General features: G+C 43.7%; 17 protein-coding genes. 9 read left to right on the top strand and 8 right to left on the bottom strand.

The genetic code is table 11. The annotated features are described in order from the left end of the window. Positions 1 to 135: 135 nt before the first annotated feature. The 4 genes from ABF487_RS01380 to ABF487_RS01365 all read left to right on the top strand — a co-directional run bounded on the left by ABF487_RS01380 (position 136) and on the right by ABF487_RS01365 (position 2,903). Positions 136 to 969 carry a metallophosphoesterase gene (locus ABF487_RS01380; protein ID WP_415634280.1) on the top strand — a complete coding sequence of 278 codons (834 nt, stop codon included), beginning with the start codon at positions 136 to 138 and terminating at the stop codon, positions 967 to 969. A gap of 92 nt (positions 970 to 1,061) precedes the next feature. Further along, complete coding sequence (locus ABF487_RS01375) at positions 1,062 to 1,658, top strand: cadmium resistance transporter (RefSeq protein ID WP_415634279.1); 597 nt, start codon at positions 1,062 to 1,064, stop codon at positions 1,656 to 1,658. A gap of 9 nt (positions 1,659 to 1,667) precedes the next feature. Next, a complete protein-coding gene (locus tag ABF487_RS01370) occupies positions 1,668 to 2,033 on the top strand; it encodes an ArsR/SmtB family transcription factor (RefSeq protein ID WP_263779474.1) in 366 nt (121 codons plus the stop codon). Between the two features lie 96 nt (positions 2,034 to 2,129). Beyond that, positions 2,130 to 2,903 carry a glucose 1-dehydrogenase gene (locus ABF487_RS01365; protein WP_263779475.1) on the top strand — a complete coding sequence of 258 codons (774 nt, stop codon included), beginning with the start codon at positions 2,130 to 2,132 and terminating at the stop codon, positions 2,901 to 2,903. Between the two features lie 102 nt (positions 2,904 to 3,005). Here the strand turns inward: ABF487_RS01365 and ABF487_RS01360 are convergent, their stop codons facing one another. The 4 genes from ABF487_RS01360 to ABF487_RS01345 form a co-directional block, all read right to left on the bottom strand. Further along, positions 3,006 to 4,049: an aldose epimerase family protein gene (locus ABF487_RS01360; protein WP_415634278.1), complete on the bottom strand. Its 1,044-nt coding sequence runs from the start codon at positions 4,047 to 4,049 to the stop codon at positions 3,006 to 3,008. 32 nt (positions 4,050 to 4,081) lie between these two features. Next, a complete protein-coding gene (gene galT, locus ABF487_RS01355) occupies positions 4,082 to 5,557 on the bottom strand; it encodes a UDP-glucose--hexose-1-phosphate uridylyltransferase (protein ID WP_415634277.1) in 1,476 nt (491 codons plus the stop codon). Between the two features lie 26 nt (positions 5,558 to 5,583). Next, a complete protein-coding gene (locus tag ABF487_RS01350) occupies positions 5,584 to 6,756 on the bottom strand; it encodes a galactokinase (RefSeq protein ID WP_415634276.1) in 1,173 nt (390 codons plus the stop codon). A 171-nt stretch (positions 6,757 to 6,927) separates the two neighbouring features. Then, on the bottom strand, positions 6,928 to 7,941 hold the full coding sequence (locus ABF487_RS01345) for a LacI family DNA-binding transcriptional regulator (protein ID WP_415634275.1): 1,014 nt from the start codon (positions 7,939 to 7,941) through the stop codon (positions 6,928 to 6,930). A 211-nt stretch (positions 7,942 to 8,152) separates the two neighbouring features. Between ABF487_RS01345 and ABF487_RS01340 the strand changes: the two genes are divergently transcribed. Both ABF487_RS01340 and ABF487_RS01335 read left to right on the top strand, forming a co-directional pair. Continuing rightward, positions 8,153 to 10,078: a glycoside-pentoside-hexuronide (GPH):cation symporter gene (locus ABF487_RS01340; RefSeq protein ID WP_263779481.1), complete on the top strand. Its 1,926-nt coding sequence runs from the start codon at positions 8,153 to 8,155 to the stop codon at positions 10,076 to 10,078. Positions 10,079 to 10,340: 262 nt separating this feature from the next. After that, positions 10,341 to 11,522 carry an MFS transporter gene (locus ABF487_RS01335; RefSeq protein WP_415624601.1) on the top strand — a complete coding sequence of 394 codons (1,182 nt, stop codon included), beginning with the start codon at positions 10,341 to 10,343 and terminating at the stop codon, positions 11,520 to 11,522. Positions 11,523 to 11,525: 3 nt separating this feature from the next. Here ABF487_RS01335 and ABF487_RS01330 read toward each other — a convergent pair whose 3' ends face one another. Further along, positions 11,526 to 12,260: a type 1 glutamine amidotransferase gene (locus ABF487_RS01330; protein ID WP_263779483.1), complete on the bottom strand. Its 735-nt coding sequence runs from the start codon at positions 12,258 to 12,260 to the stop codon at positions 11,526 to 11,528. Beyond that, positions 12,260 to 13,621, bottom strand: a complete 1,362-nt coding sequence (locus ABF487_RS01325) for a MurT ligase domain-containing protein (protein ID WP_263779484.1) — start codon at positions 13,619 to 13,621, stop codon at positions 12,260 to 12,262. Before ABF487_RS01325 ends, ABF487_RS01330 begins: the two co-directional genes overlap by 1 nt. A gap of 48 nt (positions 13,622 to 13,669) precedes the next feature. Here ABF487_RS01325 and ABF487_RS01320 point away from each other — a divergent pair, with 48 nt between their 5' ends. Both ABF487_RS01320 and ABF487_RS01315 read left to right on the top strand, forming a co-directional pair. Beyond that, a complete protein-coding gene (locus ABF487_RS01320) occupies positions 13,670 to 14,284 on the top strand; it encodes a thymidine kinase (RefSeq protein WP_263779485.1) in 615 nt (204 codons plus the stop codon). An 81-nt stretch (positions 14,285 to 14,365) separates the two neighbouring features. Further along, positions 14,366 to 14,791, top strand: coding sequence for a hypothetical protein (locus ABF487_RS01315; RefSeq protein WP_415634274.1), 426 nt, complete (start codon positions 14,366 to 14,368; stop codon positions 14,789 to 14,791). Between the two features lie 27 nt (positions 14,792 to 14,818). Here the strand turns inward: ABF487_RS01315 and ABF487_RS01310 are convergent, their stop codons facing one another. After that, positions 14,819 to 15,370: a biotin transporter BioY gene (locus ABF487_RS01310; RefSeq protein ID WP_263779487.1), complete on the bottom strand. Its 552-nt coding sequence runs from the start codon at positions 15,368 to 15,370 to the stop codon at positions 14,819 to 14,821. Next, the gene (locus ABF487_RS01305) at positions 15,363 to 16,352 is read right to left on the bottom strand and encodes a biotin--[acetyl-CoA-carboxylase] ligase (RefSeq protein ID WP_263779489.1); all 990 of its coding nucleotides are present in this window, start codon (positions 16,350 to 16,352) and stop codon (positions 15,363 to 15,365) included. The genes ABF487_RS01310 and ABF487_RS01305 overlap by 8 nt, the downstream gene beginning before the upstream one ends. Before the next feature lie 266 nt (positions 16,353 to 16,618). On the opposite strand from ABF487_RS01305, the gene fabZ reads away from it, so the two are divergent. Next, positions 16,619 to 17,083, top strand: a complete 465-nt coding sequence (gene fabZ / locus ABF487_RS01300) for a 3-hydroxyacyl-ACP dehydratase FabZ (protein ID WP_263779491.1) — start codon at positions 16,619 to 16,621, stop codon at positions 17,081 to 17,083. Positions 17,084 to 17,091 lie beyond the last annotated feature (8 nt).

Raw genomic sequence — 17,091 nt, 5'->3', positions numbered from 1 at the left:
GACCGATTATTTGTTAGCAAGAAAAATGTCTGATCGAATCTTGTTATGGCTAAAAGCTTGAAAAGATAGATGTAAAAGCTTTGACAATTCTAAAAAGTTCGGAAAAAGCCATTGCAGAATATTAAAATATTCTTAATGAATAAATTTGAAAGGCATAACGAACTCGACAAAACAATTTTAGTCTCTGATATTCACGAAAATTGGCAGGCATTAAGAAAAATTACCCAGCTGCCGGAATTTGGCCAGGACGGTTATACGCTGATTTTTTTAGGTGATTACACTGATAGCAATGGCAATAATTTACACGAACCAATCAAGGTGATTGATTTTATTATGGATCAGGTTGAATATCATGGCGCGCTGGCCATTCACGGCAATCACGACGATATGTTGTATGGTACGGCCATTGGGGATTCGGATAAGTTTTTTAATTGGGGCAGGAATGGTATTTTAGGCAGTCAGAAACGTCTCGGACTAACACCAAATGATATTAATATCGAGCTGACAAAAGAAGAGCTGAACGAAAAGTACGCCCATTATATTGATTTTTTGGATAGGATTCCTTATGGTATCGAAGACCAGCAGCGTTTGTTTGTCCATGCGGGCCTGGATTGGAGCAAACAGGATTACCATGATACTGCTATTGAAGATTTGATCTGGATTCGCGAACCCTATATTTTCAGCAGCGGCATGAAGGCGTATTTGGAAGACCCTAAGAAAAGAGGGGCGATTGATTCTGTTTGGCATCGTAATCAGACGGACAAAGTGATTGTGACGGGGCATACACCGACTTTTCTGCTGACTGGCAATAGCCGCAACCCGATTGCAGCCATGCAGCATGATGCAAGTGATCGTGTTCGGTATGACATTGACGGCGGATCGCATTCTGCTTCAATAGAGGCAGCGTTGAATGTTTTGATTTTGGATAAAGATGGTAGTGAAATCCGTCGGACGCGTTTGCTTGCTTAATTTGCCAAGGGGCTTTTTTATTTATTTATCATATGCTAACATGAGCATATAAACATATGAATAGTTGATCATGTGTTAATCAGAGGCGAGCTATGTTGACAGTTTTATCAGGTGCTTTTCTGTCTTATTTCGGGACGACTTCAGATTACTTTGTCATGTTGTTGGCAATTTTTGGGAAACATAAAAAAAGCCGCTGCCACCGCCGGATTTTCATCGGTGAATTGATCGGCAACGGTATTTTGATAGCGGTTAGTTTGTTGATGGCTTATCTGTTGAAGTTTATTCCGGAAAGCTGGATTTTAGGTTTGCTGGGGTTGTTTCCAATTGCTGTCGGTCTGAAGACTTTCTTCTCCAAAGAAGACGAAGCTGCCAAAGCCAAGGCCTCCGATGCGCATTTGATTCGTGATGTTGTGCTGATGACGCTGACCACCTGCAGCGCTGACAATCTTGCGATTTACGTTCCCTTTTTTTCCAGTGTCAGTTTTAGTTATCTGCCGATGATCTTGATTGTCTTTTTGCTCGTGTTGTCGATTGTTTCTTTAACTGCCTTGAAAATGACGAAGTTTCCACTGATTCGCGGTTTTTTGAATCGCTATGCAGATCTTTTCCAGCTGGTTGTTTATGTGTTTCTCGGTGTCATGATCATGTGGGAATCAGGGACGATGCGGTATTTGCTGTCAATGCTTTAAAATAGAGGTATGTCCGAAAGTTTAAAATTGATCCACCAGGCCAAACTGGATGAAGCGGCCAAAATCGCCAAGGTGCTGGCTAGTCCAACGCGAATCCAGATTTTGAATCTGCTAGAGCAGGATCGTTTGAATGTGGGCGAATTGGTTTCGGCTTTAGGATCGGAGCAGTCGACAGTTTCCCATCAGCTGCAAAAACTACGTGCCTATCAATTAATCAGTCAAGAACGGATCGGAAAATCTGTCTATTACGAATTGGACGACCCGCATATTGTCGACACACTCAATCAGCTTTTGGGTCACGTTGACCATTTGTTGTTAGGCGAGGACCATGCTGGTAAACATGTTTCGGACTGTTTTGACATCAACAAAGATTAAAAATGTTTAACAAGGTATTGCTATCCATATGTAACCGCTTTTAAAAAGTTGTACAATAACACTTGTGAATTTAAAAACAAAGGACGTGTGAATGAGATGACAAAAAAAGTAGCAATTATTACCGGTGGCGGACAAGGAATCGGCGAGGGAATTGCCAAGCGCCTGTCACATGATGGATATGCTGTCATTATTAACGGCCGGACGCAATCCAAATTGGATAAAGTCGCTGAAGAAATCAAGACAGCTGGCGGTCAAGCCGTGACTTTTGCCGGGGATGTTTCGGATCGCGCTGTTAATGTGGCGTTAATTAAGAAGGCTGAAGACGAATTTGGCCGTCTGGATGTTTTTGTTGCCAACGCTGGAATTGACTGGGTGGATAACATTGAAGAAACGCCGGTTGAAGAGGTTGACAATGTCATTAATATTAACCTGAAGTCGCAAATTTGGGCTTTGCAGACGGCACCGCGTTTAATCCGCAAATCGGGTGACGGCGGATCGATCGTGTTGGCATCATCAATTGCTGGTATGGAAGGCTTTGAGATGCTGGGTATTTATTCAGCGACAAAGTTTGCCACACGCGGGCTGGTGCAAGCGGCTGCTAAAGAATTGGCTGTTGATAAGATTCGAGTGAATGCTTATAACCCAGGCATCGTTTTAACGCCAATGTGGGATGAAATCGATCAGCGTTTCTCAGAGCGCAAGAATGTACCTTTGGGATCGACACGCCAAGCCTTTATTGACGGTATTCTTTTGGGACGAGGCGAGGAGCCTGAAGATGTTGCCAAACTAGTTAGCTTTTTGTCTAGCGATGAAAGTGATTATATTACGGGCCAATCTATTGCTGTTGATGGTGGGATCAAGTTTTCTTAATTTGTCTGATCTTTACATTTATGTAAAAGCTTATTATCTGAATTTGCAGATAATAAGCTTTTTTAAAAAAAAAGCCCCCAAAGGGCTTTAAAGAGCGTGTATCTATAGGTGGCAGTATTGATAATCGATGCTGAAAGTCTTTGTGCTGCCGTCTTTAATCACAACATCGCCTAAGCTTGGAATGTTCTCACTGTTAGGTGCAGTTTGAGCTTCCAAGGCCATAGCGGCCCAAGGGCGGGCTGCACCATGATTAAAAGTCAGTCCCCGATCAATTGCATCTGCTGAATAAGCGACAATAGCGTTTCTTGTGGAATAGAGACGGACTTGTCTGCCACTGCTGCGATCCGTGATGACAGCTGCAGAATCAGTGCCAGCGCGATTGTCCGGATCCAGCAAAAAGACGTCGTCGAACCCGCCTTCAGAAGTCGTTTTTTGTAACTGTTCCAACGCTTTGCCCAAGTCTGGCTGATTTTTAAGATCGTAAGGTCCTTGATTTACAATCAGATGACCGTCAGGGGCTTTGCTGGCATCGAAAGCCAAATGCTGATCACTATTCAGCCATAGATTATGCCCTGTGATATCACCAACTTCATCGTCAGCCAGATTGAAATAGGTATGCAGTGTCGGGTTAAAAACGCCATCTGCATGAGTTTGTCTGCCTGCAAAGGTGACCGTTAGACGATCGTCTTCGCTTAATTCATAACTGACTGTCAGCAATAAATCACCAGGGAAACCGTCTTCAGCGGCCGTCATCTGTTTGGATAAAACAATTTTGCCACGGTCATCTGCCTGCTCGACTTGAAAGAATTGAAAAGAAAAGCCTTGCGGCCCACCGTGCAGTGAATTGCCGTTTTCGTTCTCTAACAGAGAAATATTTTGGCCGTTCAGTGGAAATGAGGCATTCTTAATGCGGCCAGCGGTGCGCCCAACCACATGATTGAGATAAAGATCATTGTCGGTATAATTGCTTAAATCATCTGACTTTAACAACAGCTGACGCCGTTTGCCGGCATCCAAGACAGAAAATTCTTGCAAAATGCCGGCGAAATTCAGGACAGAAATTTTAGTTCCATGCTGATTAACCAGTGTATAGCGAATCACTTTTTGCTTATTATATCTGCCAAAAGCATCTTGACGAAAAATCATTTTGAGCTCCTTTTTAAGAGGCCGATTTCGTTTTAAAGTTGTTTAATAAAACGATCAAAGGCTTCTTGACCTTGTGCATTGCGTTTGAAAACACCAGCATCTTCCAAGACGCGAGCAAAGACACGCCCTGCAGCCTGCAAAACATAATCATCTGCTTCTTGGGCATTGCCTGTAAAACTCGCCTTCAATTTTTCAGCCCAGAGACGATGGTAATCAGCCATTTGATTGTCTTGACCGAGCACAAATTTAACCACTTCGGCTAATTCAGTCTTCAGTCTAGCTGGTAAGATAGCCAATCCCATGACTTCAATCAGGCCGATATTTTCTTTTTTAATATGCTGGACATCTTGATGCGGATGAAAAATGCCATCAGGATATTGGCTGGAAGTCTGATTGTCGCGCAGGACCAGGTCCAATTCAAATTGGTTGTCTATAAAGCGCGCAATCGGTGTCACTGTATGATGTTTGGTGCCTTGGCTTTCTGCACGCACATCAACCGACTCATCGGAATAGTGCCGCCAGCTGTCCAAAATATGTGCGGCTGCTTTGACTAGATCAGCTTGATCTTTGCCAGCCAAACGAATCACAGACATGGGCCATTTCACGATACCAGCTGAAACACCGGGAAAGTCTGTCAAAGCAAAAGTCTTTTCTACTTGTGCTTTGGCCATCGGAAATTCGTGCCGGCCGCCTTGATAATGGTCGTGGCTTAAAATCGATCCGCCGACAATTGGCAGATCAGCATTGGAACCAACCGTATATTCAGGAAACTTGGTCACGATCGACAAAAGGTTATTAATCGTGACGGCGTCAATATGCATGGGGCGGTGTACTGGCGCAATAAAAATCGCATGTTCATTGAAATAAGCGTAAGGCGAATATTGAAAGCCCCAAGTCTCGTGATTTAAGGGCAGACGCACGATGCGGTGTTCAGCACGAGCCGGATAGCCTAGACGCCCTGAATAGCCTTCGTTTTCCATACATAACTGGCAAAGCGGGTAGCTGGTCGAAGCTTGTCTTCCGGCTGCAGCAATGGCTTTAGGATCTTTTTCCGGTTTGGATAAATTGATTGTGATTTCTAGATTGCCATAATCCGTTTTTGTCTGAAAAGCGATATTTTTGGCAATTGCTTTAGTTTTGATGTAGTCGCTGGCCTTGGACAAATTAAAGAAATAATCTGTAGCTGTGTTAGGTGACTGTTTGTATTTTTCCCAGAAAATGTGATTAACCGTGCTGGGTTTTGGAACCGTGAAAGCCATTAACTCAGAACCTAAAATTTCTTTATCTGTGAGTGAGTCTTCAATTTTTCCATTCGCAACGGCTGTTTGAAGCAGCTGATCACGTACCTGCAGGATATCTTTGTCAGAAATGCCAGTCGGAAAATCTTGATGTTCTTCACCACTTAAGGCATAAATCCGATTGACTAAATATAATTTATCCATCTCTGAATAAGTACGACCGCAGCCGATCACCAAATCCGCAAAAGTCTCCGCTAAATTCTGCGTCATTAAAAATCCTCCATAAAAATATTGTTTTAATCTACTGCTTTTGAACCGTCGCCGATCTGTGCAACGTAGAAACCGGCACGATAACCGAATTTCTTAAAGTAACGGTCGCCAACGACTTGTTTGACTTGATCCACTTTATCTTTGTCAACAAGGGCGATTGCACAGCCGCCGAATCCTGCACCAATCATACGAGCACCTAAAACACCTTCCTGCTGCTGAGCTGTTTCGGCTAATGTGTCCAACTCATCACCAGTGACCGCGTAGTCATCTTTCAAAGACTTATGAGAACGGTTCATTAGTTGGCCGAACTGTTTGAGATCGCCCCTTGTCAGTGCATCTTTAGCCAACAGGGTCCGCTGATTTTCATAAACAGCATGGCGTGCACGCTTAATTAAGGTCTCATCAGCGATCAGATCCGTATTTTTATCAAATTCGCTGATGCTCAATTCGCCCAAAGATTTGATAGACAGCTTGCTCTGCAGTCTTTTCAGTGCTTCTTCGCATTGCTGACGGCGCTCATTATATTTGGAATCTGCCAATTTGCGCTGCTTGTTTGTATTCATAATCAAAATCACATTATCGTCAAACTTAGCCGGTACCAATTCATAGTCCAGTGTATTCGTGTCCAAGAAGATGGCCTGGTCTTTTTTACCAAAGCCGATGGCAAACTGATCCATGATGCCTGAGTTGACGCCAATGAAGTCATTCTCAGCTTTTTGACCGGCTTGAACCAGCTGCAAGCGTGTAGTTTTCAGATCGAATAAATCTTCCAAAACAACACCGATCAACAACTCTAGTGAAGCTGACGAGGATAGGCCCGAAGAATTTGGCAGATTGCCCTCTATGGCCAGGTCAAAACCGTTAGGAATCTGGAAGCCTTCCTTCTCAAGGGCGAGAATCATGCCTTTGACGTAATTGTCCCAGCTGTTGTTAGGACTTTTTTGAATATTGTCCAAATTGAAGCTGACAACGCCCTGTTCTTCAAAATTGCCTGAGTAGAGGCGGACAGTCCGATCTTGTCTTTTTGATGCAACACCGTAGGTGCCCAATGTAATTGCAGCTGGAAAGACATGTCCGCCATTATAATCTGTGTGCTCACCAATCAAATTGATACGTCCAGGCGAGAAAAAACGCCTCTCTGGCTGAGCTGAAAATTTTTCCTGAAAAATAGTCTCTAATTTTGTATAAATATCCGTCATGAATAAAACTCCAAATTTCGTCTCGAAATCAATACTTTCTAACAATGCGTGTTTGCAGGTGTGATTTATCTAACTGCCTACTCAGCTTCTCTTTCCTACTGAGATATTTTTTGTAAACATTTAGTAAATCCGAAAAGTAGTTTACCACAAAAACGCATTACAAGAAAGCGCTTACTCATTTTTTTGAAAAGAATCTCGATAGATCAGCCGGCTGGGGATAGTGACCCACTTAGTCCAAGTTCGACTGCTTTGGGCGAGTTCGCTGGCTTGGCTGACGGCGCTTGCGCCCAGCGCGTGCTGGGGCAGATTTACACTGGTCAAAGAGGGACTCAAATAGGCAGCGGTATCTAAGTCATCAAAGCTGGCCAGAACCAAGTCTGTTCCAATAATGAGGCCGCTCTCCTGCAGTGCTTTGATGGCACCGATTGCGATCACATCCGAAGCAATTAATAAAGCATCACAAGGCTTGTTTTGCTGCAGTAGTGCTTTGACCGCATCCACGCCGGCAGCAGACGACCAGCCGCCCAGTATTTCGTTGCTCTCAAGCTGCTGCTGGGACATCCATTTTTCATAGGCGATTGTCCGTGGATCCTTGCTGCGGTTTTTGATTTGGCCATCCAGGTCAATTCGTTCGTTAATCCCGCCGATAAAGGCAATACGCTGACGGCCGCTTTGTTTGAATTCGTTTAAAATTCTCTCGGTCATTTCCGCTAAATCTGGATTGACGGAATCGATATCGGCTAATCGATCTCGGGAATCAACAAGCACCAGATTCGGGTTGATTTTCTTGATTTGCCTAATGGCAGAAATAGATAGGTCGCCGGTCACGATGACGGCCGAATATTGGCTTAAATCAATATCTTTGAGGCCATCGGTCAAGCGAAAAATACCCGCAATTGTGACTCTGCTTTGTTTTGCGGCCTGTTTAATGCCTTGGTGGACGCTGCGCCAATAAGGGTCGTCGACCTCTCTTTGCTCGGACATGCTGGTAACAACAGCAATCGTGGCGACGCTCTTTCTTCTTTGCTCGCGATTATTTTCATAATTCAGCTTGCCCGCGATTTGTTTCACTCGTTTGCGCGTACTTTCAGTCACAGATAAAGTCGGATCTGAATTTAAGATTCGAGAAACAGTCCCAGGGGACACGGCTGCGAGTTTTGCAATTTCCTTAATCGTTACTGTCATAGTCTAGTTAAATTCATTGTAATATTTTTGTTAGCGCTTTACTTAAGCCACATGAAAATATGCAGTTTTTACAGCTGACAGCGGGTGTTTCAAATTTTTTTAATAAACATTTAGTAAAAAACTTGACTTTTATTTTGGAAGCGCTTACTATAATTTGCAGGTTCTATCCCTACAAATGTTTGGCAATACAACCTGGATTAAGGAGAGTTTTATGGAAAAAACAAAGAAGACAGTAACTTCGAGGCTGTCTTATTCTTTTGGTGCTTTTGGCCATGACATGTTTTATGCGACCTTATCGACCTATTTCATTATGTTTGTGACATCGCATCTATTCGATAAGGAAAGCGGCGCATCAGGTGCCCGCATGATCGGCTATATTACGCTGATCATTATGGTACTGCGTTTTATCGAATTGGCGATTGATCCCTTTATTGGCAATACGATCGATAATACGACAACGCGTTGGGGCAAATTCAAGCCTTGGGTCGTTGTTGGCGGTACTGTTGGATCGATTGCACTGACATTATTGTTTACAAATCTCGGCGGGTTGAATATATCTAATCCGATCTTGTATTTAATTATTTTTGCTGTTTTGTATATCACGATGGACGTGTTTTATTCTTTTAAGGATATTGGCTTTTGGTCAATGATTCCGGCTTTGTCATTTGATTCTCGCGAACGTGAAAAGACAGCGACATTTGCTCGTGTTGGTTCAACGATCGGGGCGAATATTGTCGGTGTAATTGTCATGCCGATTGTGCTTTTCTTCTCTTTGAACAGCAATAACGGGCAGGGAGACAATCGTGGCTGGTTTGCTTTTGCCTTAATTATCGGCTTGGTCTCCTGGATTTCAGCCATTGCAGTTGGTTTAGGAACTAAAGAAATTGATTCTGATCTGCGTAAAAACAAAGAAAAGACCTCGCTGAAGGACGTTTTGCATGTTTTGACGCGCAATGATCAGTTGATGTGGCTGTCTCTGTCTTATGCTTTTTATGCAACTGGTATTCAGATCACGAACGCTCTGGAACTGTATTACTTTACTTATATCTTGGGTAACGCCAGCCAGTTTTCAATTCTAGCTACGTTAAACACCTTTATCGGCTTGCTGGCCGTCTTATTGTTCCCGCCGCTGGCCAAAAAGTTCAATCGTCGAAACGTCTTCTTCATTTCGATTGCTGTCTTGATTGTCGGTATTGCCGTGTTTACGATGGCTGGCAATTCTCTACTGCTGGTTCTGATCGGTGCTGAACTCTTCTTTATTCCACAGCCATTGGTTTTCCTAGTCGTTTTGATGACAATTACGGATTCTGTCGAATACGGCCAATTAAAGTTCGGACATCGAGACGAAAGCCTGACTTTGTCTGTTCGCCCTCTGCTTGATAAGCTGGGCGGCGCGATTTCAAACGGTGTTGTCGGTATCACGGCTGTTTGGGCCGGCATGACGGCTGGTGCTTCTTCTCATACAGTCACAGGTCAGGGAAGTACGATCTTCAAAATTATGATGTTCGGCCTGCCTTTGCTGCTAGTGGCCATTGCCACGATTGTGTTCTTTAAGAAAGTCACTTTGGATGAAAAAGCACACGCCAAAATTGTTGATCAGTTGGAAAAAAGCTGGGGCAAAAACTTCAGTGACAGCAAGGAAAACGCTAGGGTTCCCGTTGCTGCATTAAAAGAAGGTGAATTCGCCTACTATGCGCCGATTTCCGGTGATCTCGTACCCCTGAAGGATGTCTCTGATCCGACTTTTGCTTCCGGATCCATGGGTGAAGGTTTTGCGATCAAGCCCAATGATGGCCGGGTTTATGCACCTTTTGACGGTATCATTCGAACGACTTTCTCGACACGGCATGCCGTCGGGATGGTTTCTGATGACGGTATTGCCAGTCTGATCCATATCGGAGTTGGGACGGTGAACATGCGCGGGACTGGTTTTATTAATTACTTCGAAAGCGGCCAGCATGTCAAACGCGGTGATTTGCTGATCGAGTTCTGGGATCCAGCCATTCAAAAAGCTGGCTTCGATGATACCGTAATTGCTGTGATTACGAATTCTAACAGCCTGTCGCATTTTGAACTCGTGAAAAGCAGCGGCCAAGTCACTAAAGATGATCTGATATTAAAGCTAACTAAAAAATGATTTTTGAAACATCCGATTGTGCGGATGTTTTTTTGTTAAAATAAATCTAATTCATAGGAAAGGCTTTTCTATTCTTGGCGGCTTGGATTAGTTTACAACACGCAATAATCAATGTTTTAGTGCTCAAGGGGACAAGTGTCTCTTTTTTTAACACATTCAAATAATTATTGCTGTTAGTCCGAACTATAAACACTTGATCAGTGGTCGGCGATGAGCTGACCACTTTTTTATTGGCGGTCTGACATGCTCTTTGGAGTGTCATATGGACAATAAAATAATTCGTCAAAATCTCTACAAAGGCTATATCTACCAATTTGCTAGTTATTTCGGTATCACAAGCCTTTGGGTTATGTACTTGGGGCAGCAAGGTCTGTCCTTATGGCAGATTGGCCTCTGTGAAAGCATTTTTCATATTGCAAGTTTTGTGTTTGAACTGCCAACAGGTGTTTTAGCCGACCGTTTCAAATACAAAACCGTTCTGGTTTTCGGCCGGCTGATGGCTCTTATTAGCGCAGTTATCATGCTGTTTGCCAATAATTTCTTTTTCTTTGCTGTCTCCTTTATTTTCAGTGCCTGGTCTTACAATATGCAGTCCGGCACGATTGATGCCCTGATGTATGAATCATTGGACCCAAAGGATCGTCATGGCCGATATCCGCATGTGGTCAGCGTCAGCAATTCTTTAATCGAAGCCGCTAGCACAATCGGCGCCATGTTAGCTGCTGTTTTTGTGCATTGGCATTTTCAAATAACCTACTGGATTGAAATTGCCTGCGCCATCATCGCCGGTCTGGCAGCTTATAGGATGCATGAGCCGATCCGACAAAATGATCGTTTAGCCACGGAACAGCCGCGCATTTGGTCCATTATTAAAGAATCGGCAAAATTTTTATATCAGACCAAACAGCTTCAGCATCTGATGCTGATTGAGGCTGTGTTTTCCAGCATTTGTACCTGTTATTATTACTATTTCCAGTCTCTGATGGCCGACTATCATTTCAGCAGCTGGTTAATTTCGTTTTTGATGCTGGTTTCAGCTGTTACCAACATTGCTGCTGTTCAGATGACGCCCTATTTGCAGAGCCGTTTTTCTCAAAAACATTTAATTTTTGGTCTTAGTACTCTGCTGACATTGTGCCTGCTGCTGACATGGGTTAATTGGATTCCGACTTTAATCGGCCTTTATTTAATTGTCAACTTGCTGGCTGCAGCTGTGGAACCGTTATTCAGCAATTACAATAATCAATTAATTCCGAGCGGTCAACGAGCGACCCTGATTAGCACGGCCAGCATGCTGTTCTCTTTATCGATGATTGTTGTTTTTCCATTAGTCGGTTATTTAATCCAAATTGTGAATTTTTCGATGGCTTTTGGTCTACTGGGATTGATCTTTTGTGCCCTATTATTTTGGGAAACGTTGGTCACCAGAAAACAAGCTGCTTGATTTTTAAAAACTTTCAGTTGGGATCGCGGCTAATTTGCCTTGCCAATCAATCTCTGGATAGCGTTTTGACAGCGCGTTTTTCAGGATGCGCTTGGCTAAATTACCATTACGCGTCAGAATCGGCCCGTGAAAATAGGTGCCGTAGACTTGTCTATAAATTACGCCCTCTGTCTGGTCATCGCCGTTATTGCCGTTGCCGGAAATAACATGACCCAGAGCTTTTTCGCCCTCGCCCAAAAAAGTACGGCCCTGATGGTTTTCAAAACCATGATAGGTTTCGCCGTTTTCGTTATTTTTAATTTCGATATTGCCGATTAGGCGTTTGCCGCGCATACCATCTTTTAATTCAGGCGAATTGAGATTAACAGTATGATGCGACATGACGCCGATACCGTTGATGACTTTGCCATCCGCAAATTCCATGGTCCGGCCTAATAATTGGAAACCACCGCAAACAGCCAATAATGATCCGCCTTGTTCGATATAAGCTTTGATTTCCGCTGATTTGCCCGGCAGGTCTTTAGCGGTCACGGATTCTTCGTAGTCTTGACCGCCGCCAAAAAGCACGAAATCATAATCGTCAGCCTTAAATGTGTCATGGAGCGAAACGAGATGATAATCGACGGTCACACCAATTTGTTTAGCATAGTAAGTCAAAGCGATCACATTGCCGTAATCGCCGTATGTATTCATCAAATCACCATATAAATGTGCAATTCGAAGCTTATAAGCTGTCATTAAAAACTCCCTTTTGCCAAGCCGGCTTTGGTTAATTCTGCTCGGAACATGAGCATGCTCGTATATGTTGCGGCTACGTAAGCATTTTTCGTTGGCAGGGCTTTAATGCGGTCAATCAGTTTGCCAAAATCCTGTTCGACAATTTGGTCGGGGAAACCGGCCATTTTCAAACGGACGCTAAAATCTTGATAACGCTGGCCGCCAACGATAATTTTAGCCAGTTTTGTCTCATGGAGACGTTCGAATTCCGCGTCAAAAATCCAGCTGGTATCAATCCCATCAGCGTAATTAGCGTTTAGCAGCGTAACGAGGCTGAAGGGCTGGGGATCGCTGATCATCATGTCGATGACGCTGTTAGCACCGACGGGATTTTTAATCAGCACAATCGTGACAAGGTGGTCGCCGATGTGCAGCTGTTCTTGACGGCCGAAGATACGTGAGTCTTCATTAAGCGCAGCGAAAATTTGATCAGCGCACAACCCGAATTCACGGCCCAAAGCATAAGCAGCCAGCGCGTTATAAATATTGTAGAGACCGCCTAAAGGCAGTGTGAAAGCATGCTGATCAATTTCAAAATCAGATTTAGCTGGCGTTAGCGAATCGACTTTGGTGACGGCGTATTTCAGATCGGGCCGTTTGAAACTTTTATCAGGCGTAAAATAGCTGCCCAAATTGGCGTAAGTCAAATAGTGGTAATGCAGTACCTGATCATCGGTCGGAGCCAAAATGCCGTCCGTGTTCGTTGGTGCGCGGTGGTCGCCAGTCTCGGGACGGTCGGCGAAACCAAAATAGACAACTGGATTGGGATAGGGTTTGCGTGCAAAAATCGGAGAATCACCGTTGGCAATCACTTCAGCTTTTGGGCTGCTATTGATACCATCGGTGATTTTTTCATAAGTTGTATAAATTTCGCCATAGCGATCCATTTGGTCGCGAAAAATATTTGTCAAAACAAAATGACTGGCCTGCAGACTCTGAGCCGCTGCTTTGACGTTAGCTTCATCGACTTCTAAGACAGCGATTGGCTTTTGTCCCTGCCGATTAGCCTGACGGATTTGAGCAGCGTGGGCCATAATTGTGGCGACGATACCTTGAATCATATTGGAACCGGATTTATTTGTAATAATCAAGCGGCCGCTTTGAGACAAGACACGCGCACAAAGGGCAGTTGTCAACGTTTTACCATTTGTGCCTGTGATAATCACGGTCTGGATTTTGTTGGCAAATTCTTTTAAAATAGCTGGATCCAGCTGATAAGCGATTTTGCCGGGGAGCGAGGTACCGCCGCGATGAAGAATTTTATGTAATAGTATGTAGCTTGTCGATCCGGCAAACAAGGCGAATTTGCTTCTAATAGTCATAAACAAATTATAGACTAGCATAAAAATATCACTGATATAATTGGAAACATGACACAGCTATTTTTTGAATATGGTGCTATGGGATCCGGCAAGACAATCGAAATCCTGAAGGTAGCACATAACTATGAATCACAAGGCAAGAAGGTCCTACTGATGACGCCCGATGTTGACGACCGGGCTGGTGTCGGCATTATTGCCAGCCGTATTGGCTTAAAACGCGAAGCGATTGCGATTCATAAAAAAGACAATCTCTTTGACGAAGTAGCTAAGAACACGGAGGCAATTTCTGCTGTTTTGATTGATGAAGCCCAGTTTTTAAGCGCTGCGCAGGTTGATCAACTGGCAGAAGTTGTTGACGATTTGAATATTCCTGTCATGACTTTCGGCTTGCGTCAGGATGCTTTTAATCATCTCTTTCCTGGTTCCCAACGGCTTTTTGAAATCGCAGATAAATTAGAAGAGATGAAAACGATTTGTACCTTCTGCGGCAAAAAAGCCATTACACAATTGCGTATTGTTAATGGCAAACCACAGTATGCCGGTGACCAAGTTTTCATTGGTGGAGATGAGGCTTACGTGCCTGTCTGCCGCAAGCATTGGCATCATCCTGATAAAAAGCGCCTTGCAGAGCTATTTCCTCAAAAAGATCAGCCTGCTGACTAAAACAGATTGTAGTGGAATTAATTAAATAATGATTTTATATATCTCTTTTTGTTATAATTTGCAAGCAAAAGGAGTTTTTTTATGAAAAAGAATCCTATTAGCACTTATTTATTGCTGCTACTCTTGCTAGTGTCAATCTTTTTAACACATAGTGGTCACGGCGACGCGGCGAATTTTTCGACCCGTCATGAAAATTACTGGCAGTTTATTTCCACACCGACTTATCTGCTTCCTTTTTTTCTACTTGTGATTTTTCTGCTGCTGGCCTTATTTTGGCAAATTAAGCAGGCAGGTAAAGTTGTCATGATGATGGTCGGCCTAGCGTTAGTTGTCCATCTCGCGATCTTATTGTCGGCGATTAGCCCCTTTTTTCCAGCGTTGCTGCAAGGCAGATTCGCATCAGCCGCCGGCATCTTTTTCACTTATACCTGGGGACTATTGATTGACCTGCTGCTGGCTGTGATTTTGCTGGTCATGCTAGTTCGTAAAAATATCGTCAAAGATTAAAAAAACAGGCTCAAGGCCTGTTTTTTATTATTTATTAATCGGATTTAATTTCGGTAGATAACGCCAAGACAGCATTGTGATACCGCAGATGATTGTAATTTTGATCAATCCCGGCACTAGAAAAGGCAGAATGCCGTTTTCTATGGCAGCCGGCAGTGTCATTGGCGCGGCAAACATGAGCCAGACAGCTCCGATAATTAACTGAATCGTGGCTGCTGACAGATTGGCAATACCTAATTGCCAACTATTATGATCACGATTGATCAAACGAACCAGCAGGATGTAGACTAAAAATCCCCAGATATAACCGCCAGTCGGTCCCAATAGAACACTCAGGCCGGCGTGGGCGTTAGCGAAGACGGGAAGTCCTAACCAGCCCATCAGGATATAGATTGACAAGGACTCAATCCCGACAGTCAAGCCGAAGATACTGGCAATTAGGCCAACAGCCAAGGTCTGGCCTGTAATCGGGACCCAGATTAATGGGATTGTGATTTGCGAACTGAATCCTAGGAAAATAGCTAATAAGAAAGCCAGTCCGATCTTTTTTAAATTGTTTTGAATGGTGAATTTATCCATGATATAACCTTTCTTTTAAATTTACTTTTGTAATTTCGCCAGCCGTAAAATGCCGTTGTTGGCCCTTGCTGTCTTCTAGTACCAGCTCAGCGGCGTCATCGATTTGCCGGACAGTACCACTGATTTTTTGATGATTCAATTCCAGTACAACCTGATGATGCAGGATATAGGAATGCTGTCGGTATTCGCCTAGGAAATTAGTGCTTTTATATGATGCATATAGTCCGAAAAACTGATTGATCAAGGCAGCGATTAAAACATTTCGCTGTTGGCCGTCATCTTGGCCCAGGCTGCCGGCCTTGTTTTGTAAGGAAACAGGCATGGGGCTCTGCGGTTCGGCTACGTTAATCCCAATCCCGACCAGCAGAGCACTAATTTGGCCGCTTTCCAAGTCCGTCATTGCTTCAGACAAAATCCCGCCGCATTTTCTATCCTGAAATAGGAGATCGTTGACCCACTTGTACTGGATTTGAATACCAAAAACTTCTTTAATAGCACGCCCGCAAGCAACGGCAGAAGCGGTCGTTAACAGGCCGGGTATCACGGTCTCACCTTGTTTCAGCGGCAAAGCAAAAGTCATATAAATCCCGCTGTTGGCCGGTGAAAAAAAGTTGCGGTCACGACGGCCATGACCGTTGCTTTGCTCGTTTGCAATGATAACTGCTGGCTTTTTTAAGCCCTCAGCCAGCATTTTTTTGGCTAGTGTATTAGTCGAATCGACGTTTTCAAATAGATGCAGCGCGACGCCGGCAGGTATTGTCAGAAGACTACGGATAATCTTTTCGTCTAAACGGTCATTCGCTGATAATTTGTATCCTAAGCCATGTCTGCTGTCGATGAGATAACCCTGATTTTTTAACGTATTAAACGCCTTCCAAATCGCCGTTCGGCTGATAGCTAATTGAGTTGCCAGTTCATTTCCTGAACGCCATTCTCCTGGATGCCGGCTGAGAAATGCGAGCAGGGTCTCACTTGTTGACAATAAAAATCACCCCCATTTGTTAACCAATTGTCAGGTATAAGTTGACCATTGTCAAGAACTTTTTATTTGATGTTCGAATTACTTTTATTTGTTTTTAATAGGAAAATTAATTTGTAATTTTTTCTTTTGTATGCCTTTATTTGGGCATAAATGATATTTTTATGCGTTTTTGGAAGTGCTTGAGGTTTGACAATACGCAGAGCTGTTGCTAAGATACAAAGCACAAACACTTTGATGTTTGAAATAAATTTGAAGGAGGTTGACTGTTGTTATTAAATGCTCGACAAATCGCTGATTTGATTCCTAACCGATATCCGATCGCCTGGATTGACGGCGTTACGAAATTTACACCGGACGAATCAATCACGGCCGTCAAAAATATCACGGTCAATGAACATTTCATGCAAGGGCGGCAAGACATCACAGCCGTTCCGAATATTTTGATTATCGAGATGCTGGCTCAAGCGGCTTCCATATTAATTCTGAAGTCCCCGAAGTTTGCGCATAAGACTGCCTACTTAGGCGGCATTCACTCAGCACGATTTGTGCGCTCGCTGCTTCCAGGTGAACAGGTCGAACTCAGTATTGAATTGACCAAAGTGCGTGAAAACATGGGTGTCGTCGACTGTACGGCATTGGTGGGCACAGAACAAATTGCGAGTGCACAGCTTTTGTTCGTTGTTTCACCCGAGGAGACAGCTTCACCGGAAAAGGACGAACTTGTTCATTAAAAAAACGC

The organism is Oenococcus sp., from assembly GCF_047725585.1.
GTDB lineage: Bacteria > Bacillota > Bacilli > Lactobacillales > Lactobacillaceae > Oenococcus > Oenococcus kitaharae_A.
This window is presented reverse-complemented; position numbering and strand designations above follow the sequence as displayed.

Excerpts from the sequence above, each read along its gene's own strand:
- ABF487_RS01320 (WP_263779485.1), top strand. The coding sequence starts at position 13,670 with ATGACACAGCTATTTTTTGAATATGGTGCTATGGGATCCGGCAAGACA.
- ABF487_RS01380 (WP_415634280.1), top strand. The coding sequence starts at position 136 with ATGAATAAATTTGAAAGGCATAACGAACTCGACAAAACAATTTTAGTC.
- ABF487_RS01330 (WP_263779483.1), bottom strand. The coding sequence starts at position 12,260 with ATGACAGCTTATAAGCTTCGAATTGCACATTTATATGGTGATTTGATG.
- ABF487_RS01360 (WP_415634278.1), bottom strand. The coding sequence starts at position 4,049 with ATGATTTTTCGTCAAGATGCTTTTGGCAGATATAATAAGCAAAAAGTG.
- ABF487_RS01350 (WP_415634276.1), bottom strand. The coding sequence starts at position 6,756 with ATGACGGATATTTATACAAAATTAGAGACTATTTTTCAGGAAAAATTT.
- ABF487_RS01325 (WP_263779484.1), bottom strand. The coding sequence starts at position 13,621 with ATGACTATTAGAAGCAAATTCGCCTTGTTTGCCGGATCGACAAGCTAC.
- ABF487_RS01315 (WP_415634274.1), top strand. The coding sequence starts at position 14,366 with ATGAAAAAGAATCCTATTAGCACTTATTTATTGCTGCTACTCTTGCTA.
- ABF487_RS01345 (WP_415634275.1), bottom strand. The coding sequence starts at position 7,941 with ATGACAGTAACGATTAAGGAAATTGCAAAACTCGCAGCCGTGTCCCCT.
- ABF487_RS01310 (WP_263779487.1), bottom strand. The coding sequence starts at position 15,370 with ATGGATAAATTCACCATTCAAAACAATTTAAAAAAGATCGGACTGGCT.
- ABF487_RS01340 (WP_263779481.1), top strand. The coding sequence starts at position 8,153 with ATGGAAAAAACAAAGAAGACAGTAACTTCGAGGCTGTCTTATTCTTTT.
- ABF487_RS01335 (WP_415624601.1), top strand. The coding sequence starts at position 10,341 with ATGGACAATAAAATAATTCGTCAAAATCTCTACAAAGGCTATATCTAC.
- ABF487_RS01370 (WP_263779474.1), top strand. The coding sequence starts at position 1,668 with ATGTCCGAAAGTTTAAAATTGATCCACCAGGCCAAACTGGATGAAGCG.
- ABF487_RS01365 (WP_263779475.1), top strand. The coding sequence starts at position 2,130 with ATGACAAAAAAAGTAGCAATTATTACCGGTGGCGGACAAGGAATCGGC.
- galT (WP_415634277.1), bottom strand. The coding sequence starts at position 5,557 with ATGACGCAGAATTTAGCGGAGACTTTTGCGGATTTGGTGATCGGCTGC.
- ABF487_RS01375 (WP_415634279.1), top strand. The coding sequence starts at position 1,062 with ATGTTGACAGTTTTATCAGGTGCTTTTCTGTCTTATTTCGGGACGACT.